Here is a 22,434-nt window from a genome sequence, read left to right as displayed (position 1 = left end):
GGGCTCCTCCGGTGGTGTCTCCTCGGGCGGAGCCGCCCTCATAGGGCCGAGGCCGGCCGCGGGGCAATTGGACTTCGCTCCGAGATCGGTGTCTGGCCGTTGCGAAACGCCACGCTGAGGCAAGCCGCGCCGGCGATCTTAGCGGCGTACCAGCAACGGAGGGAGGATGGGCGATGGGCCTGACCCGCAGCGTCAAGGAGACCGTGAAGGCGCGCGCCGCGCGTGATCCGGCCTTCCGTGACGCGCTGCGGATCGAAGCGGTTGGTCAGTTCCTCGCCGGGGACATCGACACCGGCGAAGCGGTCCTGCGCGACGACATCAACGCGACGATCGGTTTCGAAGGCCTGGCCGAGGCGACCGGCACGTCGTCCAAGAGCCTGATGCGCAGGCTCGGCCCGCTGGGCAATCCGACGGCCGGCAACCTGTTCAACATCCTCCGGACCGTGCAGAGGGCGGCCGGCATTTACCTGGCCGTGGCGGCGGAGCGGTAGGGCATCTGCGACATCGCCGCCGCCCTCCGCCGACACCGCGCTGGAACGTGCTATGGCGCCCGGGCCGAAGCCCATATCCAGCGGCTGAAGACCCTCGATCAGGCGGACACCCTTGCGCGAGACCTTCCATATCGAAGTCCTCGGACCGGAGCCGGACGAAATCCAGACGCGGATCTCCGTGCGGGTCGGCAGCCTGGCGAGCGCGCAGGAGCGGGCGCTGCGCCTGTTCGCCCGGGCCCGGGTGCCGCAGCGCGCGGGCGAGCCGGCCGAGGCCGTCCGGGTGATCGACGGCGCCGGGCGCGAGGTTTTCTACCGCACGCGGTTCGACGAAGGGGATTGAGGCGGATGGGGCTGCGGGCGCTGATCCTGCCGGGGCTGGTGCTGCTGGCCTGCGCGCTGTTCCTGCGCAGCTACACCCTGCCGCCGGCCCCCGACCGGCGGGGCGGCACCACGCTGCTGCTGACCTGGCCGAACCGCCCGATCTTCGGCAGCCCCCGCGGCGACTGCCTCGCCGGACCCGCCGACGCCCCGGTCCTGCCCTGCCTGATCGCCTCGGTCGCCCGCGCCCGCGACGACGGGATCACCCTGGCGCAGTTCTCCTTCTGCGCGACCTGCTACGACCTCTCCGGCCGCCTCGCCCTCATGGGTCAGGACGCGACGCAGGCGCAGGCGCGGCTGGCGCAGATCGCCCGCTTCGGCTGGTGAGGCGCATTCGGGCGACGTGCTCCCGGGCGCGCTCCAGGGCACGGACGACCGTGAACAGGGGATCGCGCTCTGCTGCGACCAGGAGGTGGGCGATGGTCCGCCGCTCGGTCCAGAATAGGGAGCCCAGGGCGAAACCCGGGGGCGCGCAGGAATCGATCCGCTCGATCACCCACTTTCCGGACACCACCGCCTCGGTCAGCCGATGGACGAGCTGGATCCCGGGCGCCGCCTCGGGCTCCGTCTCGTCGTGGGCGATCTTGAGCACCCAGGCCTCGGATCCGGTGACCGGCAGGATCAGGGAGGCGAGCGTCCGCCCCGCCCGGCGCAGGCGCGCGATCCGCACCCGCCCGTCCGCGCCGAGATCGGCCAGGGCGGTGCGCAGGAAGGCGACCTCGGCCGGGCGCTGGCCCAGCCCCGTGCCGGCCCGGCCCTTCCAGCCGGCCGCTTCGAGGGCGACGTGCTCGGTGAGCGCCCGGTCGAGTTCGGCCGGCGCGTCGAGCATCTCGAAGGCCACGGCGCCCGACGCGTTCAGGCGCCCGTGGTCGCGGCGCAGCTTGCGCCGCCGCTGGCCGGAGAGATGGCCGAGATAGGCGGCCCGCGCCGCCGGCGGGTGGGCGGTCAGGTCGAGCAGGCCGCGGACATGCGGCCAGTAGGCGGCGCGCGCGGTGCCGCGCGCCGCCAGGATTTGCGGCAGGAGCCCGTCCGCGGGGGCATTCGGCAGCAGGAGCCGCGGCGGCAGGCCGAGCGCCCGCGGAGCAGCGAGGAGGGCCGCCAGCGCCCCCATCGGATCGCCACCGTCGAGGAGCGGGGCGCCGAAGGGGCAGTAGCCGTGGGTCCAGCCGATCAGCAGCGGCAGCGGCAGGCCCCAGCGCCGCCACGAGACCCGGAACGGCCAGGCGGCGCGAAACCGCGCGCCCGGTGCCTCGGGGGGCCGGTCGGCCACGATCAGCAGGCGCACCCCGGCGCCGAAGGCGTCGCGGGCGGCGAGCGCGTAGCCGGCCTCGTAGAACGGGTTCCGGATGGCGGCATCCGCGCCCAGCGCCCGCCAGGCCGGGATCCAGGGCGCCCCCGGATCGAGGGGCCGGACCGCCGCGACGAGGCCCTGCGGGAGCGTGGCGGTCTCCGGCATGGCGGTCCCGTCAGGCCGCGAGCCGGTGGCGGATCGCCCCGGCGAAGCCGAGCACGTCATAGCGCCATGCCGCCGCCCCCGCCCCGGCGGCGAGCAGCATCATGCGCAGCACCTGCCCCGGCGCCATGAAGCCCCCCGGCATCAGCCCGATCCCGGCATTCACGGCCCCGCAGGCCGCCGCGATCCCGGCGATGCCGGCCATGTCGGCGAGCGGCAGCGGCATGGTCGTGCCCTCCCGCCGGGCGCCGAACACCAGCACGAGGCAGGCCGCGCTCTGGCCGCCCGCGAAGGCGAGCGCCGCGCCGGGGGCACCGAAGGTCGGGATCAGCAGGAGCGAGAGCGCCGCCACGGTCGCGAGCGTCGCGAAGGCCGCCGCCGCCTCGAGTCCGCTGGTCCGGGTGAAGTAGATCACCTGCCCGAAATAATACGCGCGGAACATCATCAGGATGCTTGCCAGGATCAGTACCGGAGCGAGCTGGCGCGCCTCAGCCCGGTAATCGGGCCCGAGCAGCACCGTGACCACGAGGTCGTCGAAGCAGATGAAGAACACGGCGCCGAAGGCCGCGATCAGCGTCATGGCCCGGGCGGCGTCGCTCAGCACGCCCACGGCCGCCGGCATGCCGCCGGAGCGCGCCTCCCGCTTGGCGAGGGAGATCAACGACAGGGCGATCGCCTCGCCGAACACGATGAAGCTCTGCCGCAGGAAGTCGGCCAGCGCCCCGTAGGCGCCGAGGCCCGCCGGCCCCACGGTCTTGGCGATGATCAGCCGGTCGAGGCTCTGGGCCAGCGCCGCGGTGCCGAAGGAGAGTACCAGCGGCCAGCCATAGGCGAACAGGCGCAGGGCCTCGGCCCGGCTGCCGCGGCCGGGCATCATCGGCGCGATGGTGGCGGCGGCCGGCAGCGAGGCGACCGCGTTGGCGGCCGCCACCGCGAAGGCGAGGTCGAGCGGATCGGCCGAGAGGCGCAGCGCGAGGCTGCCGAGGCCGAGGATCAGCACGGCCCGGGTCATCACCGAGGCCGCCACCGCCCCGACCCGCAGGCGCGTGCGGGCGATCTCGGTCGCGCCCTCGAACAGGGTGGTGCCGCAGGCCAGCGCCAGGATCGCGGCCGCCATCCGGCCCGGGACCAGGCCGAGTTCGGCCGCCAGCACGCTGCCGAGCCCGGCCAGCAGCAGCGTCCCGCCGAGGATGCGCACCACGGTGCCGACCTGGGCGGGCTCGCGGGCCTCGTCGTAGAGGGCGAAGAACGCGAATTTCGGCCACTGGCAGGTCGCCCCGTAGAGCACGAGAGCCCAGGACAGGACGTAGAGGTAGGTGCCGTAGCTCGCCGCCGGCGCCAGCCGGGTGAACACCGCCACCGAGGCCATGTTCAGGGCCGCCGCGAAGCCGCGCGAGCCGACATAGATCAGGCTGTGCCTGGCGATCATGATCGGCGCCGGGGGGCGCGTGTCGCCCCTCCCCGCTTGCCAATCATGCTCACATGACTGGATCGAGGAAGAGGACCTGCACCGCCCCCCTCCCTCCCCCCTCTGCGGGGGGAGGGAGAGACGCGGAGGCGCTCGTGCTCGATCACGAACGGAGATCCGTGAAACCGCAAGCCCTCTGACCGGTCAGGACAGGCGCGCGGATCCCGCACAGGCACGCGCCACCCCTGCCCCGCTCTGGCACGGTCCGGTCCCACGCTGGGACGTATGGCTGGGGCCTGAGGCATGAGGGCCCGACCGGTGCAGCCGCCATGCCGCATCATCAGCCGGCCCGGCGGATCAGGGACGTGCCGGTCATCTCGGCCGGCTGGTCGAGGCCCATCAGGTCGAGGAGCGTCGGCGCCACGTCGGCGAGCCGGCCGTCGGCCAGGGAGATGCCATCGACGCCGATGAGCGTCACCGGGACCGGGTTGAGGGTGTGGGCCGTGTGGGGCTCCCCGGTCTCGGGGTCGCGCATCGTCTCGCAGTTGCCGTGGTCGGCGGTGACCAGCAGCGCCCCGCCCTGCGCGGTCACCGCCTCGACCACGCGGCCGAGGCAGGCATCGACGGTCTCCACCGCCGTCACGGCGGCGGCGAGGCTGCCGGTATGGCCGACCATGTCGGGGTTGGCGAAGTTCAGGATGATCAGGTCGTAGCGCCCGGAGCCGATCGCCGCGACGGCACGGTCGGTGAGTTCCGGCGCCGACATCTCCGGCTGGAGATCGTAGGTCGCGACCTTCGGCGAGGGCACCAGGATCGCGTCCTGGCCCTCGAACGGCGCCTCGCGGCCGCCGTTCATGAAGTAGGTGACGTGGGGGTACTTCTCGGTCTCGGCCATCCGCAATTGCGCGCGCCCGGCCCGGGCCACGGTCTCGCCGAGCCCGTTCGGCAGGTCGAGGGTGCCGAACAGGGTGTCGGCGAAGGCGTCGATCTCGACGCTGTACTGGACGATGCCCAGGGCGGCGGCGAAGCGGACCGTCCGCGCCCGGGAAAAGCCGGAAAACGCGGGGTCGAGCAGCGCCTCCAGGACCTGCCGGGTCCGGTCCGCGCGGAAGTTGAAGCTCAGCAGGCCGTCGCCGTCGCGCATGCCGGCATAGTCGCCCAGGATCGCGGGCTTCATGAACTCGTCCGAGACGTCCTGCGCGTAGGCGGCCGCCACCGCCTGCCCGGCCCGGTCGAAGCGGGTGCCGCGCCCCTCCGTCAAGGCCTCGTAGGCGATCCGGACCCGCTCCCAGCGCCGGTCCCGGTCCATCCCGAAATAGCGCCCGCACAGGGTGGCGAGGCGCGCGCCCTGCGGCAGCGCCTTCCCGACCGCAGCGACGCAGGTGGCGGCGGAACGGGGCGGCATGTCGCGCCCGTCCGTGAAGCCGTGCAGCCGGACCGGGATGCCGGCCTCGACCAGAACGCGCGCCAGCGCCACCGCGTGGTCCTGATGGGCGTGGACGCCCCCCGGCGACAGCAGGCCCATGAGGTGGCAGGTGCCGCCCGATGCCCGCAGGGCCTCGATGAACCGGGCCAGGGCGGGGTTCGTGGCCAGCGACCCGTCCGCGATCGCGGTGTCGATCCGCGGCAGGTCCTGCAGCACCACGCGGCCCGCGCCGATATTGAGGTGCCCGACCTCGGAATTGCCCATCTGCCCCTCGGGCAGGCCGACATCGGCGCCGAAGGTCTTCAGCCTAGCCCGGGGCTGCTCCCGCATCAACGCATCGAAGACCGGCGTCCGCGCCTGAAGGACGGCGTTGTCGGAGCGCTCCTCGCGGAGGCCCCAGCCGTCGAGGATCACGAGCATCACGGGACGCGGGGTACTGGCGGGCACGGTCATGACTCTCCTGGGCGCGCGGCCGGGTCCTCTCCGGGCCGGGCAAGGCCGGCCCCCTTGCGCGTGTCGATAATCGGCTTGGCCGCGCGAGACCACAGCCGCGGGGGCGGATCGCGTCACGCCGATGCGAAAGCGTCCCGATTCCGACAGGGGCGACTACGCATCGAATCAAGCGCATCGAACCGAACGCCACGAAAGGGGTCCCAATCCCGCGCGCACGTCCCGCGTACCAGCGCGCGTCGCGGCGGCCCTGCAGTCGGCTCACCATCCGGGGGGGATTTCCACCGGGGGATGACATGGCGGACTCAGAGCCGGGTCCCGATATCCAAGTTGTCTCAGGAAAAGCGATTGCAGAACAACTTGACCGATTGCAACGGGTTGAGGTTATGATAGCCTGCGTGGATGTACTCGACAGGGATTCACCCGCCGTGGCCCCGACCGACACCGTGAGTTCCGAGACGAGTGCGGATCTGGCGCTCGACATGGTCGGTCGCGCCTACTTGGCCCTGGCACTTCTGTACGAAACCGCTCACCCGGGCGAGTTCGACGATGTTCAGCGCAAGATCCGCGCGTTCGTCGAGGACAATTTCCGCATCGTCCAGGAAACGAACCGGAGCGGAACTCTGGCCGCGGGAACGCTCGAGGGGGCCACTCACCTTGTCAACAGCGTCCTGGCCGAGGCGGAGAGCAGGATCGCGACGATGATAAGGCCGAGCCGACATGCGCGCGGCCAGATGACGACTTGATGCCGCCGGCCGAAATCGGCAGGTGTTGCAGTCGAGCCATAATCCGGCGCTAAATTTTCCTGTCCCGTAAAGCGCAGCGATTACAATAGGTAGAAATGTCGACAGTCTTAACAGAGCATGTTACCTGAAGACTGGACAGCAATAAAACTACAAGCGCGATATGGGCAGCGACGAATGTGAGCGGGCCGCACGCAGTGCAGATGTCGCGCTGGAGATCCTGGTCGGGGCCTATCACGCTCTCGCGGTCGTCTACGAACTGTCCAATCCCGGCGCCTATCTGGCGCTGCACGGCCAGTTGATGCCCTATCTGCGGGACAGCTTCGGCCTCCAGACGCGGAACCTCGCCGATCCGCATCTGGCCGAGACGGTATCGTCCGCGCTGGAACGCGTCCGCTGCGTGCTGGACGACGTTCACTCGGATGTGGCGACCATCCGGATCGGCCCGGAGGAGCGCTTCGTCTGATCCGGCTTCCGGGCGCGAAACGCGGGTCCGGCGCAGGTTCGCTATCGGAAGAGGGGCAGTCCCGCGCCGATGATGACGAGGCCGAGCATGATCAGGCCTCCCCCGGCGCCTTCGAGCGTCGCCTGCTGCATCGAGCGCCGCGGGGCCATGCCGGCCAGCGTCGCCCCCGAGAACAAGCAGATCACACTGAGCCAAGTCATGCGGCGGGTGCTCCGGCGCCCGGCGGGCGCCCACGACGACAGGAGGGTGCCGCCGAGGATGCGGGGGGCACCGTTAAGAAACCCTTCTCCGGGGCCGATCCCGGCGGGAACGCCCGCATCCGGCTCTCGCGTCCGCACACGATCCGCGCCGCCTTAACCCTCCGTTAACCATGTCGCCGTCCCCTGGCGTCCACGCCCCTGGGGATGCCTCCATGCCCGAACCCGATCTGCGCGCCGCATTCGCCAAATTGTGTGCCGACATGCCTGCGGGCGATACGGGCGAGGCCTCATACGAGGAGACGCTCCGGATCGCGGTCCGGCGCCTCGGCCGCCGGTCCCACGGCCTCGGCGCCGCCGTGGCGACACCGGCCCTGTCCAGCGTCGGGACGCTGGAACCGGATTGCCCCTTCATGATCTCGGTCGCGGCCCTCTCCCGCGAGCCGGCGCACGCCAGCCCCCGCTGAATCGGGCCCCGGTCGAGGGCGCCCAACCCGGCGGATCGGCGGGCGTCGGGTCACGCGGGCGGCATTGGCCCGACCGACGCGGCGGGCGAAGGCCCTGCGTGGAATGGCGGCTGGTCGGCGTCGCCGATCGAACGACGCTGAGGATGACGGCTGCCACCCCGGGGCGGGGCGGCCCGATCTCTTTTCAGGAGCGGGCGATCAATTCAGATTGCCGGCACTCGCGGTGAACTTCGTGCTCAGCGAGGAGCCGACCCGTTGCGGCGATGTGATGAGGACGACTGCTATCGGTGAGGCGATCATCCCCTATGCGATCGCCGCCGCGCCGTCGTCTTCCGCGGCCAGACGACGTATCCCTGTTCTCATCGTCGCTTCCCACGCATTCGAGTCTGAAATACAGGGGCCGATTCTAAAGTAATTTTACGTCGAACAAGGCTCGCCCAGTCTCATCGACGAAGTGACGACGAAATAAAGGAAAAGACATCGCGCTTGATCCAATCGAACGATGGAAGATCGGCCGCACCGAACAGGCTGGAGGATCGTGTGAGCGCTGCGACTGGGCGGGTGCGTTCCCCGCACCCGCCCAGCGCGGAGAGCCGTGCGCGACCGCATTGGGCTCGGACACGGCTCGCCATTCTCTACCGCTTTGACATGCCCCGCGCCGCCGAACCGGTCGCGATGCAGGCGAGAGCGTCTCAGGCAGCCTCGCGCCGCGTGACGGCGAGCGCCCAGATCGTCGCCGGAATCCAGCCGATGATCGTGAGGTGGAGGAAGATGCAGAGAATGCCCTGGAGCACCTTGCCGCGCAGGAACATGGCAAGCCACGGCGCCAGGAAGCAGATGATGATCATGATCATGGGTGGGACGGCTCCTTTGTCAGCGACATAGGTGCCGGACCCGCATCCGGTAGCCCTCCGTCACCAGAGCACGCCCCGCCGCGGTGGAGACCGGTGCGGCGCGGCAGCGTCGGGCGTCCTCGGCGCCGCCCGGCGAGGACGGGCGCCCGGGGCCGCGCCGCCGAATTCGGTCGCGTCCGCCGATGCCGGCCGTGACGCGTCACCTGGACCGGAACCCTCTACGGCGCCGGCAGTTTCTTGCCGCGATGACCAACCACGCCGTCCTTGCCGGTTCAGTCCTCGCCGGCGTGGCGCTCTGGGCGGGGGTCTACCTCGCCCTGCTCCCCAGGGGCGGGCCCGGGAGTCCCGAGATCTATTCCGTGAGCGCGACGCCGGATGCGCCCCCCGCGGATTACGACGCTCCGGCGCCCGCGCCGAGGCGCTGGGCCGACCTGCCCCGCGAGACGGCCCAGTACCCGGCCGTCGCGCCCGACGCGTCGGCGGCCTCGGTGCCGCCGGATGCCGAGGCCGCGCAGGACGACCTGCCGCCGCGTCGGCGGCGCCCCTATCCGGTCCGCCCGGCGGCCCTGCCGGACGTCCCCCTCGCCCGGCACCTCGTCCGACAGCGGGCCCGTCTGCCCGCGCATGTCGCGGTCCGGCGACGCTTCAGGCGCGTCAAGGATCCGATCCAGTTCAGTCTGGCGACACGCTCGTCCTCCTGACCGCGCCGGGGCCTTCATCCGCGGTCGCACGGGCTGGGAACCATATCGCGAGCTGAGCCGTAAGAGGCCTGCGGCGTTCCTGCGATTCGTGTGAGATCTGTGAGAGGAGGGCCGATGCGCTGTCTCGTACGCGCGGTCATGGCCATCAGTCTGATCGCGGGCGATGCCGCCCAAGCCGCGTCCCTGACCGAGGGGGCCCACGGCCCGCGCGGTGCGGGCCGACAGGCGATGGCCGAGCAGGCCCGGTTCCAAGACCTCATCGATCGCGACACGGCGACGTGGAAGCGCATCTCCGCCTCCATCTGCCGTGGATGCGGTGCCGCGCCGCCGCCGTTGGTGATCACACGCGCCGCGCCCTGGCCCGTGCGGGGAGAGCCCGAGGCGGTCGCGGCCGCGCCAGACCCAGGGGGCAACGCCGCGCGCCCCGCGACGCGGCCGGTTTCGCTCCGGAGCGCCGGCCTGCAGACGCGCGGCGGGGAACGCATCGGCGGCCTGCACGCGGAAGGCGTCTCGACGCGCCGGACCGCGCAGGGGCGACGGTACGCCCGGTCCGCGCGCCTGCACACGCTCCGGCATCGCAGACGCCTCGCGCTGCTTCGGGCCCAGAGGCGGCGCTATGCTCGGCTCGCCCCCGGGGGGCGCAACCCCGCGCATCGGCTGCGGCTGGCGGGGCTGGGAACCGGTTTCCTCCCGCGGTCGGAGGGGTCTTCCGGCGATCACCGGCCCGTACCGATCCCGCCCAAGCGGCCGGACGCGCTGTGCGCCGACGACCGCGGGCTGACCACGGCCCGGATACGGCTGGTCTCTGCCTGTGTCGAACCCCGGTGACAGCGCGCCCGTGATCGCGCGGCCCGCGGGCTGGTGCGTCGCCGCCCGGACGCGGCGACGTCGGAACTCCCGGATGGGCGGTCCATTCTCGCGGGCTTCGCGAGACAGGGAAGCGAGCCTTGTCCTCGGGATGTTCCCGACCCTGGCGCAACCGTCGATGGTCCACGCCGACGGTCCATCCCGTCAGTGGATCGCGGCTTGGGCCTCCCCCTGCCGCTCGGCGCGCGCGAGCTCGATCCCGACCTCGTGCAACAGGCGTTCGATCAGCGGACGCAGACGCGCCACGGAAGCGGGCTCGACGAGGGCGTGGGCCATGAGCAGGTGATCCGCCATCGCCTCCAGCATGGAGCTCGGCGGCGTCGCCGGATGTGCCGGCGGCATGAAGCTTCCGAGCGAGCCGTAGGCCCGCAGGTCCGCGGCCGGCTCCCCGTGGACCTGCGTGATCGACCCAAGGAAGCCCAGAAAGGTCCGGTTCGGCGGGCCGAACGAGGGAATCGCGCCGGCGGCGACCCACATGGCCCGGCCATCGGGCGCAAGCATCCGATAGCGCAGGTTGAAGGCACTCTGCGCCTCGATCGCGGCCTCGACGGTTCTGCGGGCGATCTCGCGATCATCCGGATGCACGACCCGAGCCCAGCCGAACCCCACGGCGTCCTCCAGGGCCTGGCCCGTGTAATCGGTCCATTCCGGGCTGACGAAGGTCGCCCGTCCTTCCGCATTCGTCACGAAGATCATAGGCGGGCCGCGCCGGAGCATTCCGAGGCCACCCCGCGCGCATAGACCGGAATCCTCTGGCGGTCCGCGTGGTCGGTCAGGCGCTCCCGGATCCGCGGCGACGCGCCCGGATCGGAAAGCTCGGATCCCGACACGCGCGCTCCGCGGGAGCTGGAGCCGTACCCGATCGCGCCGCCATCGCGTGCCGCTCCGAGCCTTCGTCGGGACACGCTCTCTTGTGCCGAGCCGGTGTCCACTTCGGCGCAGAGCGCTCTCGTCTTCGGGCGACCGGGCGTTTCGGCGATGCCTCTGGTCATGCGCTGACAGGACTGGGGCGATGGGGCGATCCGATCAGGGGGACTCTCCGGCAAGGGGCGCCTCTCCATGGCGCACGCGCTCCGACCCGAGCGCCGAACCCAGGGGTGTATTTTACCGAACTCCCGACTTCAACGAGAATTATATATGATAGACGATCGACGTTACAGCGTCTGAAAAGCGTCTTCGCTTCGGGAGCGACAGGGCGAATGGCCGCGACCGAGGTTGCGGTTCGGGAGCGCGGCACCTGCGTGCGGTCCGGGTTCAAGGGTCGCGATATCGGTCGGCGGACAATCCGTCACCGTTCGATGGCGGCCTCGCGGCTTCGCGGTCGCCGAGTTGGGATCCTGCAGCCCGTACCCATCGCTGCCGACCGACCGCGGAAAGCGTCCGCGTCTGTGTCCGACGGCCGATATGATTGTCGTGAGACGGAGGCTGCTGCAGTTGCCCGAACGCGCAGTTCCGAGCTGCGCGGCGAGGGACTGGCGCGAGCGGCGGGAATCGAACCGCATATCCGGCTGGAAGGCCGTTTGGGATGGCCGGATCCTGCGGGCTACAGGGGACGTGCCGTAGATTCGCCGCATCAAACCAGGCTTCATCAAGAATTGTTCGAGGCCAATATTTTACAGCGTTTCAAGTCTGGCGATGAGACGGCCACTGCCCTCCTCCCGTCATTCCAACACCTTGCTCTTTCGGCTGTCCGTGGCCTGTTCCAGTTCGGGTTACCGCGTCAGTCGCCCGCGCGCATAAATCTCTTTTATACGCAAGCGCGCATATTACGGGCGGAGCCCCCCCATGAGCGAGCAGATTGCCCGAACCGAGAAGCAGCTTGGCGCGATCCTGCGCCGTGCCCGCAAGCAGGCCGGCCTGACACAGGGCAGCCTGGGAACGCGCATCCACCTCCGGCAGGGCACCATCTCCCGCCTTGAGGCAGGGGAGCCTGCTGTCCAGCGCCACACGCTCATGGAGGCGGTCTCGGCGCTCGAACTCGAGCTGGTTGTGCGCCCACGCAGTCAGGGAAGCCCTGCGGACATCGAGGACCTCTTCTCATGGCGAGGCGCAGGGCCAATCGCCCACTGAACGTCTTTCTGAACGGACGCCACGTCGGCGTGCTCCGGCGGGAAAGCACGGGCGCGATCGACTTTCAGTATGCGCGTGCGTGGCTCGATCTCCGCGGCACGTTCCCGGTCTCCCTGTCGCGGCCGCTCCGGGAGGACCGCGACATCGGCGCGCCTGTCATCAATGTATTCGACAACCTCCTCCCCGACAGCGCCCCGATCAGGCGTCGCGTCGCCTCTGTGACCATTTCTGATCGGATGCTCGGGCATATCCACGAGCACCACGATCAGTTGGCAAGGCAGTCAGACCATCTGACGCGGGTGTGGCTATCAGAGCAGTCGACCGAGAATTGACGCCCCAACCGGTCGCCGAGCCATGAGGGCGCGTTGACGCCCCCACGCCGCAACTCCTAACACCGTTGCATGCTCAGGCGCCCGCCATGGATGGTCGATGGCCCCGCGGTCATCGCCGCGGCTGCGCTCTATGCGCTCCTGCTCCAGGCGTTCCTCATAGACATCCAGTCCGTCAGCCCCGTCCGGGGTTTCGACGGCGTGATCTGCGCTCAGCACGATGGCGGTGGCGCGCCGGCCGATGACGGCTTACCCTGCCAGCAGCACGCTTGCTGTATCCTCGCTCAGGTGGCGCAGCCTCTGGCCGAGATCGTATCCGTTGCGGCGGTGACGATCGCGCTGCCCCGCCGCTCGAACGTGCTGATCTGGCGACCGCTGGCTATACGCGGGCCCCGCGCGCCGCCCGATCCTGCCGTCAGTTCCCGAGGTCCGCCGACCGCCTGATCGATCCATCTCCCGATCGCTCAGACCCGGACCGCCCCATGTCGATCTCGCTTCAGGGCAGCACCCCTAACTTCAGGGTGGCCGCTGCCGTTCGCACGTCCCGTGACGCCGTCTACCGCGCCGTCTGGCGCTGGCATTTCTACGCCGGCCTGCTCTGCCTGCCCTTCCTGATCTCGCTCTCGGCCACAGGTGCGCTGTACCTGTTCCAGCCCGAGATCAACGCGACCGTCTTCGCCTACCGGACCGAGGTCGCCGCGCAGCCCACGCCGCCTCTCGGCCCGGACCACTTGATCTTCAACGCCACGCAGGCCGTGCCGGACGGCGTGGCGATCTCCTACACCGACCCGATCGATGCAACCGCCTCGGCCATGGTGACCGTGGCCGAAGGTGCCCGCAAGATCCTCGTCTACCTCGACCCCTATACCGGCAGCGTGCTCGACCGGGTCGACCGGGACGGCGAATTCTTCATGGTGCTGCGGCACCTGCACAGCCTCGCCTATTTCGGGCCATGGGCGAATGCGGTCATCGAAATCGTCGCCGGCTTCGCGATCATCCTCGTGATCACGGGTGTCTACCTGTGGTGGCCGCGAGGTCAGGAAGGCGGCGTGCTCTCGGTGCGGGGCACGCCGAGCCGGCGCGTCTGGTGGCGCGACCTGCACGCCGTGACCGGGCTGGTTGCCGGAGGCGGCCTGTTCTTCCTGGCCCTGACCGGACTGCCGTGGTCGATCTGGTGGGGTGATCAGTTCAGGGCGTGGACGAACGCGGCCGGGCTCGGCCAGCCGGCCGCCCTGTGGGCGAACAAGCCGGTCTCGAACGTGCCGATGGGCGAGATGCTCACCACCGCCGGCTGGACCATGCAGGACGCGCCGGTGCCGCAATCGGAATCCGTCGGGACCGCCCGGGCCATCGGCATCGACGCCGCCGCGCAGATCCTGGCACGACTCGGCATGCCGCACGGCTACGAGCTGTCGTTGCCGGTCGGAGACAAGGGGGTCTATGCCGCGGCGGCCTACCCGCACGCCGTGAACCGCCAGCGCATGGTCAGCCTCGACCAGTACACCGGCAAACCGCTCGTCGACGTGCATTTCTCCGATATCGGCCCGGTCGCCCGGGCCGTGCAATACGGGATCGGCATCCATAAGGGTGAGTACTGGGGCCGCGCGAACCAGCTCGCGATGTTGGTCTTCTGCCTCGCCACGATCCTGCTCTCCATCACCGCCGCGACGATGTGGTGGAAGCGCCGCCCGGCCGGCGGCCTCGGTGTGCCGCCCTGGCCGCGGGACCGGCGCGTGGCCGTAACCGTGACCGGGATCGTCCTCGGGCTCGGCGTCCTGTTCCCGCTGACCGGGCTGGCGATCCTCGCGATGCTCGGCCTCGATCTCGCGATCGGCCGTGGGCTGAGGATGCGGGCGCGCGTGGCCTGACCGCATCACGACGGGCGCGGCCCCGTGTTCCCCCAGATACGATCGGCAGGCTGGCCGCGCCAACTCGGCGCTGGCCTGATCCTGCTCGCGCTGTGGCTACAGGTGTTGGCGCCTGCAGCCGGCGTGTTAGCACACGCCAGACAGGCGGAAGCGGCGGCTGCAGACGCGCTGATCCACGCCATCATCTGTGGCCGGGATCCGAGCACCGGCATCGCGACGGATCTGCCGGCGCAGCGCTCCGACTGCGATCGCTGTCCCTTCTGCCGCTGCACCGCCGCCGCCCCGCTGCCGGTCGTACCTGAAGCGGTTGTCGGGCACTTCGTCTGGCACCGCATCACCTGGCCGATGCCGCCGCCGGCTCATGGGCCCCGGCCTTCGCGAACCGCTCGCCAGGCCCGTGCTCCACCCGAGACCGTCTGAGTGCTGCCCCCGCCCTGGGCTGTTCCGCGCCACGCGGCCAGCCCACCTGCGTTCAGACGAGATCCCCGATCATGTCCTTCGTTTCAGGCTCCCCCGTACCCCGGCGCTTCCTCGCCCCGTTGCTTGCCGCAAGCTCACTCGCCATCACCGCCGCTCAGGCGCAGCAATCCGTGACGCTCGGGGAACTTTCGGTGGTCGGGGAGGGCGGTCCCGGACCGGCTGTCGCATCCCAGGCCCCGGCGGCCGGAGCGCCTACGATCGCCGGACCGGCCCCGGCCGCTCCGACCCCGATCGCCGTCCCCGTCGGCGAGGTGAACAGCACGGTCGGTCGCCAGAACGTCATCGACGATCGGCCGGCGGTGAACATCGCCGACGTCGTGCGCAACAGCCCGGGCGTCACCGTCCGCCAGGGCAACGGCCCCCGGGACGTCATCATCTCGATCCGTGGCAACAACGCCCGCGCCACGGGCGTCTCGCGCAACGTCGTCGTGCTGGAGGACGGCTTCCCGGTCACCCAGGCCGACGGCTCCTCGCGCTTCGACATCACCGATCCGCGCGCCTACAGCAGCCTCGACGTGTTCCGCGGGCCGCAATCGGCGCTGTTCGGCAACTACGCCAGTGGCGGCGCGCTCGCCTTCACGACCCGCCGGGGTGCGGCGGTGAACGGCGTCGAGTACGGCGTCGATGCCGGCAGCTTCGGCTACCTTAACACCTATGCCACCGTCGGCGGGATCAGTGGCCCGTTCGAGTACAGCCTGTTCACCAGCGACGCCCGCGGGGACGGCTATGCCGGCCACAGCTCGTTCAATACCCAGACGATCAATTTCCTCGGCACCTACACGCCGACACCGGACAACCGCTTCACGCTGAAGATCATCAACAACGAGTTCCAGGCGAACCTGCCCGGACGCTCCTCGCTGCTGCAATTCTACCAGAACCCCTACCAGCGCGGTTGTGCCTCGGCGCTGACCGCGGCCCCCGGCTGCACGACCTACAACCTGCCGATCAACGGCCGGAACGGCGCCACCGTGCCGGTCACAGCCGACGAGGGCGGCTTCTTCCGCGGCGATCGACGCACCATCATCGGCGGGCGCTACGAGCACGACTTCGATGCCTTCACGACCTGGCGCACCCAGCTCGTGTTCGACGACCGCAACATCAACCAGCCGTTCTACACCACCTCCGCGCGGGGCGACTTCCCGGGCTTCAACTTCCTCACCGACGTGACCCGCCGCGGCGACCTCTTTGGGTTGCCGATGACCGGCTACGTGGCGCTGGCCTACAACACCCTCGACTCGAACCAGCTCACCTACGTCCGCGCGCCCTATGGCGGTGCCCGGCTCGGGGCCCTGAACGCCAACCTGGCCGCCACGCAGGACAACCTCGGCGGCCGGGCGCGGATCGAGCTGCAGCTGTCCGACCAGTGGACCGCGGTGGCGGGTATCAGCGCCGAGAACACCACGATCGGTGGCAGCAACATCACCTATGGCTACCCGACCGCAGGTGGCGTGACGGCCGCCACCGCCAATCTCGACCGCAGCTTCCTCAACGTCGCGCCCGAGTTCTCGCTGACCTATCGGCCGGACGCGGCGTGGCGTTTCCTCGGCCGCGTCGCCACCGGCTACGCCACGCCCTCGGCCTCGAACCTCACGGTCACCCCGGCCGGCGTGCCAGGCAACAACAGCCAGCTGCAGACCCAGGAGAACCTCGGCTTCGACCTCGGCGCATATTGGACGCCGCTGCCCGAACTGCAGTTCTCCGTCACCGGCTTCTACGAGTTCTTCCGCAACGAGCTGATCTCGCAGTCGCCCGGTGCGGGCCTTCTGAGCTACACGTTCAACGCCCCGGCCTCCGAGCATCGCGGCGTCGAGGTCGGCGGGACCTGGACGTCCCCGGACGGCTGGCGGGCGACGCTGGCCTACACGCACGACGATCAGATCTACACGAAGTACGTCGAGCAGCTCAGCGCCGGCACGCGCACGTCCCGCTTCGACCGGGCGGGGAACCACATCCCCGGCGTGCCGACCGACGCGGCCCTGGTCCGGTTCGGTTACGAGCAGACGACGGGCCCCTGGGCGGGCGTGGGGGCCTTCGTGGAGGCCGTCTACCAAAGCGACTTCTACCTCGACAACGCCAACCTCCTGAAGGCACCGGGCTTCACGGTCGTGAATCTCAACGTGCACTACGACCGGGCGCTCGCGGGCGCGGCGGAGACGGGGTTTGCCAAGCGGCTGAGCCTGTACGTCGAGGTGCGCAATCTGTTTGACCGGGTCTACACCAACTCGGCTCAGAACCTCGCCGACTCGATCAGCGCCACGACCGGTCTGCAGAACGGCGCAGGCGTACTGGCGACTACCACCGGTTCGATCTTCGCGGGCGCCCCGCGCAACTTCGTCGGCGGGATGAAACTCGCGTTCTGATCATCCGCACGCGGTCCCGTTCGCACCACCTGATCCCCTCTTCCTGGAGACGACCATGCGACCCTTCCTGACTCGCTGCTTAGCCCCCGCCGCCTTCGCACTCGCTCTGACAGCAGCCCCCGCCGCGGCCCACGACTACACGGTGGGGACCCTCAAGATCGGCCATCCCTGGTCGCGCGCCACGCCCAACGGCGCCAAGGTCGCGGGCGGCTACCTCAGCGTGACCAATACCGGCACCGAGCCCGATACCCTTACCGGCGGCTCGTTCGACGACGCCGGCCGTGTCCAAATCCACCAGATGTCGATGGAGAACGGCGTGATGAAGATGGCGCCTGTCGAGGGCGGTCTGGTGATCAAGCCCGGCGAGACGGTGACGCTCAAGCCCGGCGGCTACCACCTGATGTTCCTCGACCTGAAGGGTCAGCTCAAGAAAGGTCAGGCGGCCAAGGGCACGCTGACCTTCGCCAAGGCGGGCGCCGTACCGGTGGATTTCACCGTCGAGGGCATCGCCGCCCAGGCGCCCGGCAAGGACGCGATGGAGATGGATCACGGCGGCGCGGGACACCCCGGCGGCCACGTGCACTGATCGGATCTCCGCCGCGATCCAGCGAGCCCCGGCCGGGCGCTCTCGAGCCTCAGCCGGGATCGGCCGGCGCGACGGCGATCCGGTCGAAGCCGCCGAGGCGATAGACCAGGAACGACAGCAGCCAGGCCGCCGCGAACAGCCCGACGATGCCGAAACCGAGCACGCCGAAGTTGTCGTTGATCGCGCCGATCCAACTCCAGAACGTGCCTTGAAGCGCGAGCTTGTCGGCGATGAGATTGAGCGCCTCCAGCGTACCGATCACCAGCGCAACGACCACCGAGACCAGAGTGATGGTCAGGTTGTAGAACAGTTTGCGCACCGGCTGGACGTAAGCCCAGCTGTAGGCGCCGAGCATCAGCACGCCGTCCGTTGCGTCGACCAGCGTCATCCCTGCGGTGAACAGGGCCGGAAAGACCAGGATCGCCCAAAGGTCGGTGCCCCTGCTCGCCTGCGCAGCCGAGAGGCCGAAGAGGCTGACCTCGGTCGCGGTGTCGAAGCCGAGCGCGAACAGGAGGCCCAGCGGGTACATGTGCCAAGAGCGCGTCACCAAGCGGAACAGCGGTCGCAGGAGGCGGGCGAGAATGCCCTGATTGGCGAGCAACAGGTCGAGGTCCTCCTCGGCGTAGCGTCCGGTACGGCGCACCTGCCGAAAGGTTCGCCAGACGCCGGCGAGGACGACGAGGTTGATCAGCCCGATCAGGATGAGGAAGCCTGCCGAGACGCCGGTACCGATCAGGCTGCCGAGTTCGCGGTAGCCTTCGGATGCCGTGATCAGGCTGGTTGCTGCGAGCGCCACCGCGGCGGCGGCCGCCACGACGATCGTAGAGTGACCGAGCGCGAACCAGAAACCGACGGCGATCGGGCGCTGGCCAGCCTGCATGAGCTTGCGGGTGACGTTGTCGATGGCGGCGATGTGGTCGGGGTCGACCGCATGACGCAGGCCGAAGACGTAGGCCAGCATCGCGGTCGAGAGCAGGGCTGCCTGCCCTGCGAACAGTCCGTAGGCCCACAACCAGGCGGCGGCATTCACCGCGATCAGGAAGAGGTAGAGAAGACCGATACGGCGTCGCACGACGCGGGACGCCGTGCCTTCGGGCGGGACGATCTCATCCATATCGACCCTCATCGTCCCGCATATGGCGTGCCGTGGTGGCGTGGCGCTGCCCGATCACTCGTCGGGCTATCGAAACGAGGTGTTCGTCTACCGGCACCCACGCGACGCAGGAGCCTCTGGGCGTCCGCCGATGTCCAGATCACCCCGCCGCGGGGTTTCCGCACGGCGCGACGCGTCAACTCGGTCGCGACCGCCTGAGCCGTGCGGCCCTGATCACGGATGATCACTTCCAGCAGTGGCTCGATACCGGCGACATAGCGACGTGCCCGCGTGGTCGCAGCGCGTCGCCCGGCGTCACCGCAGCGCTTTGGACGGACGACCTCGATGGCCGGCACCGCCTTCGCGTGCATTCCCGGCTCGCTCGATAGATCGCCGGACTGGGAACGTCGCATCAGAACCTCCCGGCAACGGTGAGGCGCACGGCCGTCGGCTCGACCGGGTGGAAGACGCGGTCGATAAGTCCCTCCGCCGGCTCTCCCGGCAGGCGCGAGACGTAGGCGTAGGTGATCTGGTCGGACTTGCCGTTGGTCAGGTTCAGCACGTCGAGCGAGACGCTGATCCCGTTCTCGAAGTTGTAGCCCACCCGGCCGTTGAACAACGCGGTCGGCCGCGAGCGGATTGAGTTGTCCTCGATCAGCGGGCGCGGACCGAAGTAGCGGAACCTCAGGCTTCCGAACCAGCCGAGCGGCTCACCGAAGGTGACGCCCGCCGACGCGATGGTGGTGGGAGCCTCGGGCACCCGGTTGCCGACCGGGTCGTAGTCCGAGAAGCGGGCATTGGTGATCGTCAGGTCGCCCTCCAGCGAGAGCCAGGGCGCGACCGCGTAGCGGTTGGTCCACTCGACGCCGAAGCGCCGGGTCGGCCGGCTCGGCTCCGTCGTGCCGGTATCGCCCTGGAACAGGTTCTCCGAGGCGAAGTCGAGCCGGAACAGGGCGAGGCTCGTCTCCAGCCCGGCGATCGAGCGGTTGCGCAGGCCGATCTCGTAGCCCGTGGACGGCACCAGGAACGGGGAGCGGGTGGTGTTGAACAGCGAGGACGTCGGATCGACGGTGGCGGTCACCCCGCGCACGTCGTTCGAGTGGAAGCCGCCGCCGTAATTCACGTAGAGTTCGGTGTCGAACCAGGGTCCCAGCGTCAGGCCGAGCTTCGGGTTGACGATGCCGTCGCGCGCCCGGCCCGAATTGGCCGGCGTGTCCGAGACGACGCTGGCGGAGTAGCCATCCGCGCGGAAGCCGATCGAGGTGCGCAGCCAGTCGGTCCAGCGCACCCGGTTGTCGACGTAGAAGGCCCCGCTCGTCTCCAGCACCCGGTCGTCGAGCACGCCGGAGCGGTACTGGCGGTTCGTGGTGTTGAACAGGCCGACCCGGATCGAATCGGTGCGGGTCTGGACGCCGACCTCGTTCTCCATCGGCATGCCGAACAGGTCGCCCTGGAAGATGTGCAGGGCCTCGCCGCCGCCGATGATGCGTTGGTCGAGCTGGTGGAACTGGTCGCCGTTGACCGGATCGTTGAGGAAGTAGGTGAAGTCGTTGAACAGGTTGAGCTGCGAGCGGATCACGTAGGCCGAGGCCCGGGTGATGCCGGTGTCGTCCGTCGCACTGAACTTGCCTGAGATCGAGAAGCGGGACGTGTCCCCGCCGTCGCTCGGGCTGAGCGTGCCGTAGCGGCCGATCAGGCCCTCGGCGACCGCCCGCTCGGGGATCTGGTTGGTGGCCGTCCAGCGGGCCGCATAGGCCATGCCGGTGACCGAGACCCCGTCGAGCGCCGTGCCCTGGCTGTAGCGGGCGACCCCGTTGATCTTGCGCAGGGCGTCCGGGATCACCCACGGCCCGTCGTAGACCTGTGCCTCGCCGGCCAGGAGCAGGTTGCCCTCGGCCAGCGGCACGGTGGTGATCGAGAGCGCCCGCTTGTAGCCGAAGCTGCCCATCGAGGTCAGGGCGACATTCTTGGCGGTCGTGTCGAGGTAGTCGATCCGCACCGAGCCCGCGGAGGCGAAGTCGCCGTCACGGACGAAGTACGGCCCCTTGTGGAACTCCACCGCGCCGACGAGTTCGGGGATCAGGAAGTTGATGTCGGCATAGCCCTGGCCGTGGACGTGGGTGCGCATGTTGAGCGGCATGCCGTCCAGGAACAGGGCGATGTCGGTGCCGTGGTCGAGGTTGAAGCCGCGCAGGAAGAACTGGTTGGCCTTCCCCTCCCCGGAATGCTGTGTGACGATCAGGCCTGGCACAGACTCCAGCACCTCGCCCGGGCGGGTCACCGGCCGGCTGTTGAGCTGAGCGCCGCTGATCACGCCGGAACTGGCCGAGGCGACCGGCATGCTGATCCCACCGATGCCGGTCGCCCCCCCGACGTAGCCTGCGCTGGCAGATGGACCGGCCTGCGGTGACGCGGCTGCGGCGGTCTCCGCGGTGACCGAGATCTCCTCCAGCGCCGTTTCGGTGGTCGCGGAACTGGGAGTGGATCGGTTTTGAGCTACAGCCGCTGACGCTAGGACGGCGAGGCTGACGCCCGACAGGATCGAGAGCGTTCGAGTCGTTGGACGATGAGACACGGGACCTCGGGCGACGGCAGTGGCACGTCACCGCGAATGAAGCCTCGCCGATCGCGCACGTGCACGAGCGTCTCGGCACCCGCCAGGACACCCCGCCCGGCGCGTTTCGCGTGTGACCACGGCTGACGGCAGGTCTCCTGGCTCGCGGGTCACCGCCCTCGCACCGTCTTCCCGGGGTGACCCAGTGACGTGGTGGTGAAGGGCTCGCCGCTTACAGTTGCGGGGGCAGCCGCAGCATCGGGGCGAGCCCCTCACCGCGTTCCCTTTTGATCCCCGAGGGGAACCGTCACATTCACGTTAGCGGCGGCCTTCTCAATCCGTCAACGCGGGTGCACACGTTCCTGTGAGGTGTGCCTTTTGAGCTGCGTTCTGCAGGCTTCACTGAAGCGGAGGGCGCGGGTGAGTTCCGGCTGAGCCGTTTCACAGCGCTTGCCCCAGGTCGTGTCCCCGGCGGTGGTGTAGCTGACGGGTGGTCATCGGCGGTTGCCGGGTAGGGTCGGGTTGCGACAGCCAACCCCGAACCCGAGAGACCCCCAATGACCGCCGAAATGATGAGCCTTCGCGGCGTGTTGGAGAAGAGCGCCGACGCCGATCTGCTACGGGAGATGATCGGCTTTGCAGCCGAGCGGCTGAAGAAGGGGGCGATAGCGGCTTTCTCCGGCGATCTGTCCGCGCCCGTGAAGGCTCTGAACGAAGTCGGGCTGATCGGCGTGGCCGCGGTGCAGGAGCGGATGACGTACGGCACCTTCGCGCCGCTGTCGGAGCGCACCCTGGCGGCCCGCCGTGCCCGCGGTCGGACGGGCGAGAAGCCCCTCATCGACACCGCGCAGATGCGCAGGGTGGTCACGTACTCCATCCTCAACAAAGGACAGGGCGAGTGACGCTGCAATATCTCCGCACCGTCTCGGTCGAGATCGAGGGCGGCAAGACCTTCACCTACCGCGGCGACGAGAACGGCGGGCAGGGCCTGCGCATCTTCTTCGAGACCGCGCAGAAGGACGCGAGCACGCCGAACGTCGCCCGCATCAACATCGTCAACCTCGCCAAGAGCAGCACGCAGCCCGCGTTCTACGTCGGCAAGTCGGTGACGCTCTCGGCTGGTTACGCCTCCGGCTCCGTGTTCGTCATCTTCAAGGGCAAGATCCTCCAGGCCCGCAACCTGCGTCAGGACG

Annotated in this window: 23 protein-coding genes, 1 pseudogene and 1 riboswitch; of the genes and pseudogenes, 16 read left to right on the top strand and 8 right to left on the bottom strand. The window is 69.7% G+C overall.

Annotated elements, in window-relative coordinates:
* The first annotated feature begins 173 nt into the window (after positions 1 to 173).
* From MKK75_RS25460 to MKK75_RS25450, 3 genes are all read left to right on the top strand, one after another.
* Complete coding sequence (locus tag MKK75_RS25460) at positions 174 to 491, top strand: transcriptional regulator (RefSeq protein ID WP_244045288.1); 318 nt, start codon at positions 174 to 176, stop codon at positions 489 to 491.
* Positions 492 to 603: 112 nt separating this feature from the next.
* Positions 604 to 831, top strand: coding sequence for a hypothetical protein (locus tag MKK75_RS25455; protein ID WP_244045287.1), 228 nt, complete (start codon positions 604 to 606; stop codon positions 829 to 831).
* A 5-nt stretch (positions 832 to 836) separates the two neighbouring features.
* Positions 837 to 1,196, top strand: coding sequence for a hypothetical protein (locus MKK75_RS25450; RefSeq protein ID WP_244045286.1), 360 nt, complete (start codon positions 837 to 839; stop codon positions 1,194 to 1,196).
* Here the strand turns inward: MKK75_RS25450 and MKK75_RS25445 are convergent.
* The 3 genes from MKK75_RS25445 to gpmI form a co-directional block, all read right to left on the bottom strand.
* Positions 1,132 to 2,325, bottom strand: coding sequence for a GNAT family N-acetyltransferase (locus MKK75_RS25445; protein ID WP_244045285.1), 1,194 nt, complete (start codon positions 2,323 to 2,325; stop codon positions 1,132 to 1,134). The genes MKK75_RS25450 and MKK75_RS25445 overlap by 65 nt on opposite strands.
* 10 nt (positions 2,326 to 2,335) lie before the next feature.
* Positions 2,336 to 3,751: a lipopolysaccharide biosynthesis protein gene (locus MKK75_RS25440; protein ID WP_244045284.1), complete on the bottom strand. Its 1,416-nt coding sequence runs from the start codon at positions 3,749 to 3,751 to the stop codon at positions 2,336 to 2,338.
* A gap of 319 nt (positions 3,752 to 4,070) precedes the next feature.
* Positions 4,071 to 5,609: a 2,3-bisphosphoglycerate-independent phosphoglycerate mutase gene (gene gpmI / locus MKK75_RS25435; protein WP_409567609.1), complete on the bottom strand. Its 1,539-nt coding sequence runs from the start codon at positions 5,607 to 5,609 to the stop codon at positions 4,071 to 4,073.
* 395 nt (positions 5,610 to 6,004) lie between these two features.
* On the opposite strand from gpmI, the gene MKK75_RS25430 reads away from it, so the two are divergent.
* A complete protein-coding gene (locus tag MKK75_RS25430; RefSeq protein ID WP_244045283.1) occupies positions 6,005 to 6,352 on the top strand; it encodes a hypothetical protein in 348 nt (115 codons plus the stop codon).
* A 160-nt stretch (positions 6,353 to 6,512) separates the two neighbouring features.
* Complete coding sequence (locus MKK75_RS25425; protein WP_244045282.1) at positions 6,513 to 6,815, top strand: hypothetical protein; 303 nt, start codon at positions 6,513 to 6,515, stop codon at positions 6,813 to 6,815.
* Positions 6,816 to 6,856: 41 nt separating this feature from the next.
* On the opposite strand, the gene MKK75_RS25420 is transcribed toward MKK75_RS25425, so the two are convergent.
* The gene (locus MKK75_RS25420; protein ID WP_244045281.1) at positions 6,857 to 7,015 is read right to left on the bottom strand and encodes a hypothetical protein; all 159 of its coding nucleotides are present in this window, start codon (positions 7,013 to 7,015) and stop codon (positions 6,857 to 6,859) included.
* Positions 7,016 to 7,227: 212 nt separating this feature from the next.
* Between MKK75_RS25420 and MKK75_RS25415 the strand changes: the two genes are divergently transcribed.
* Positions 7,228 to 7,479 (top strand): hypothetical protein, encoded by a 252-nt coding sequence (locus MKK75_RS25415; protein WP_244045280.1) that lies wholly within the window; start codon positions 7,228 to 7,230, stop codon positions 7,477 to 7,479.
* A 692-nt stretch (positions 7,480 to 8,171) separates the two neighbouring features.
* Here MKK75_RS25415 and MKK75_RS25410 read toward each other — a convergent pair.
* On the bottom strand, positions 8,172 to 8,333 hold the full coding sequence (locus tag MKK75_RS25410; protein WP_244045279.1) for a YqaE/Pmp3 family membrane protein: 162 nt from the start codon (positions 8,331 to 8,333) through the stop codon (positions 8,172 to 8,174).
* A gap of 191 nt (positions 8,334 to 8,524) precedes the next feature.
* Here MKK75_RS25410 and MKK75_RS25405 point away from each other — a divergent pair, with 191 nt between their 5' ends.
* Positions 8,525 to 9,034: a hypothetical protein gene (locus MKK75_RS25405; RefSeq protein ID WP_244045278.1), complete on the top strand. Its 510-nt coding sequence runs from the start codon at positions 8,525 to 8,527 to the stop codon at positions 9,032 to 9,034.
* Positions 9,035 to 9,148: 114 nt separating this feature from the next.
* Positions 9,149 to 9,862 carry a hypothetical protein gene (locus tag MKK75_RS25400; protein ID WP_244045277.1) on the top strand — a complete coding sequence of 238 codons (714 nt, stop codon included), beginning with the start codon at positions 9,149 to 9,151 and terminating at the stop codon, positions 9,860 to 9,862.
* Between the two features lie 183 nt (positions 9,863 to 10,045).
* Here the strand turns inward: MKK75_RS25400 and MKK75_RS25395 are convergent, their stop codons facing one another.
* Positions 10,046 to 10,597, bottom strand: coding sequence for a PAS domain-containing protein (locus tag MKK75_RS25395; protein WP_279594123.1), 552 nt, complete (start codon positions 10,595 to 10,597; stop codon positions 10,046 to 10,048).
* A gap of 1,089 nt (positions 10,598 to 11,686) precedes the next feature.
* Between MKK75_RS25395 and MKK75_RS25390 the strand changes: the two genes are divergently transcribed.
* The 6 genes from MKK75_RS25390 to MKK75_RS25365 all read left to right on the top strand — a co-directional run bounded on the left by MKK75_RS25390 (position 11,687) and on the right by MKK75_RS25365 (position 17,594).
* On the top strand, positions 11,687 to 11,971 hold the full coding sequence (locus MKK75_RS25390; RefSeq protein ID WP_244045275.1) for a helix-turn-helix domain-containing protein: 285 nt from the start codon (positions 11,687 to 11,689) through the stop codon (positions 11,969 to 11,971).
* Positions 11,941 to 12,303: a HipA N-terminal domain-containing protein gene (locus MKK75_RS25385; protein WP_244045274.1), complete on the top strand. Its 363-nt coding sequence runs from the start codon at positions 11,941 to 11,943 to the stop codon at positions 12,301 to 12,303. Before MKK75_RS25390 ends, MKK75_RS25385 begins: the two co-directional genes overlap by 31 nt.
* A gap of 90 nt (positions 12,304 to 12,393) precedes the next feature.
* Positions 12,394 to 12,744 carry a hypothetical protein gene (locus MKK75_RS25380; RefSeq protein WP_244045273.1) on the top strand — a complete coding sequence of 117 codons (351 nt, stop codon included), beginning with the start codon at positions 12,394 to 12,396 and terminating at the stop codon, positions 12,742 to 12,744.
* A 38-nt stretch (positions 12,745 to 12,782) separates the two neighbouring features.
* Positions 12,783 to 14,168 carry a PepSY-associated TM helix domain-containing protein gene (locus MKK75_RS25375; RefSeq protein ID WP_244045272.1) on the top strand — a complete coding sequence of 462 codons (1,386 nt, stop codon included), beginning with the start codon at positions 12,783 to 12,785 and terminating at the stop codon, positions 14,166 to 14,168.
* 491 nt (positions 14,169 to 14,659) lie between these two features.
* The gene (locus MKK75_RS25370) at positions 14,660 to 17,008 is read left to right on the top strand and encodes a TonB-dependent receptor family protein (RefSeq protein WP_244045271.1); all 2,349 of its coding nucleotides are present in this window, start codon (positions 14,660 to 14,662) and stop codon (positions 17,006 to 17,008) included.
* A gap of 55 nt (positions 17,009 to 17,063) precedes the next feature.
* Positions 17,064 to 17,594 carry a copper chaperone PCu(A)C gene (locus MKK75_RS25365; RefSeq protein WP_244045270.1) on the top strand — a complete coding sequence of 177 codons (531 nt, stop codon included), beginning with the start codon at positions 17,064 to 17,066 and terminating at the stop codon, positions 17,592 to 17,594.
* A 49-nt stretch (positions 17,595 to 17,643) separates the two neighbouring features.
* Here the strand turns inward: MKK75_RS25365 and MKK75_RS25360 are convergent, their stop codons facing one another.
* Positions 17,644 to 18,708: a HoxN/HupN/NixA family nickel/cobalt transporter gene (locus tag MKK75_RS25360; protein WP_244045269.1), complete on the bottom strand. Its 1,065-nt coding sequence runs from the start codon at positions 18,706 to 18,708 to the stop codon at positions 17,644 to 17,646.
* A gap of 391 nt (positions 18,709 to 19,099) precedes the next feature.
* On the bottom strand, positions 19,100 to 21,262 hold the full coding sequence (locus MKK75_RS25355; protein ID WP_244045268.1) for a TonB-dependent receptor: 2,163 nt from the start codon (positions 21,260 to 21,262) through the stop codon (positions 19,100 to 19,102).
* 109 nt (positions 21,263 to 21,371) lie between these two features.
* A riboswitch (cobalamin riboswitch) is annotated at positions 21,372 to 21,565 on the bottom strand.
* A gap of 233 nt (positions 21,566 to 21,798) precedes the next feature.
* Here MKK75_RS25355 and MKK75_RS36445 point away from each other — a divergent pair.
* Positions 21,799 to 21,924, top strand: a pseudogene (locus MKK75_RS36445) (IS256 family transposase); the annotation flags it as partial.
* Between the two features lie 215 nt (positions 21,925 to 22,139).
* The coding region (locus tag MKK75_RS25345) for a hypothetical protein (protein WP_244045267.1) at positions 22,140 to 22,434 on the top strand (295 nt) is incomplete at its 3' end.

The organism is Methylobacterium sp. J-030 (assembly GCF_022829545.1).
Taxonomy (GTDB): domain Bacteria; phylum Pseudomonadota; class Alphaproteobacteria; order Rhizobiales; family Beijerinckiaceae; genus Methylobacterium.
The sequence above is the reverse complement of the archived record's forward strand: the minus strand, read 5'-3'. Positions and strand labels throughout refer to the sequence as shown.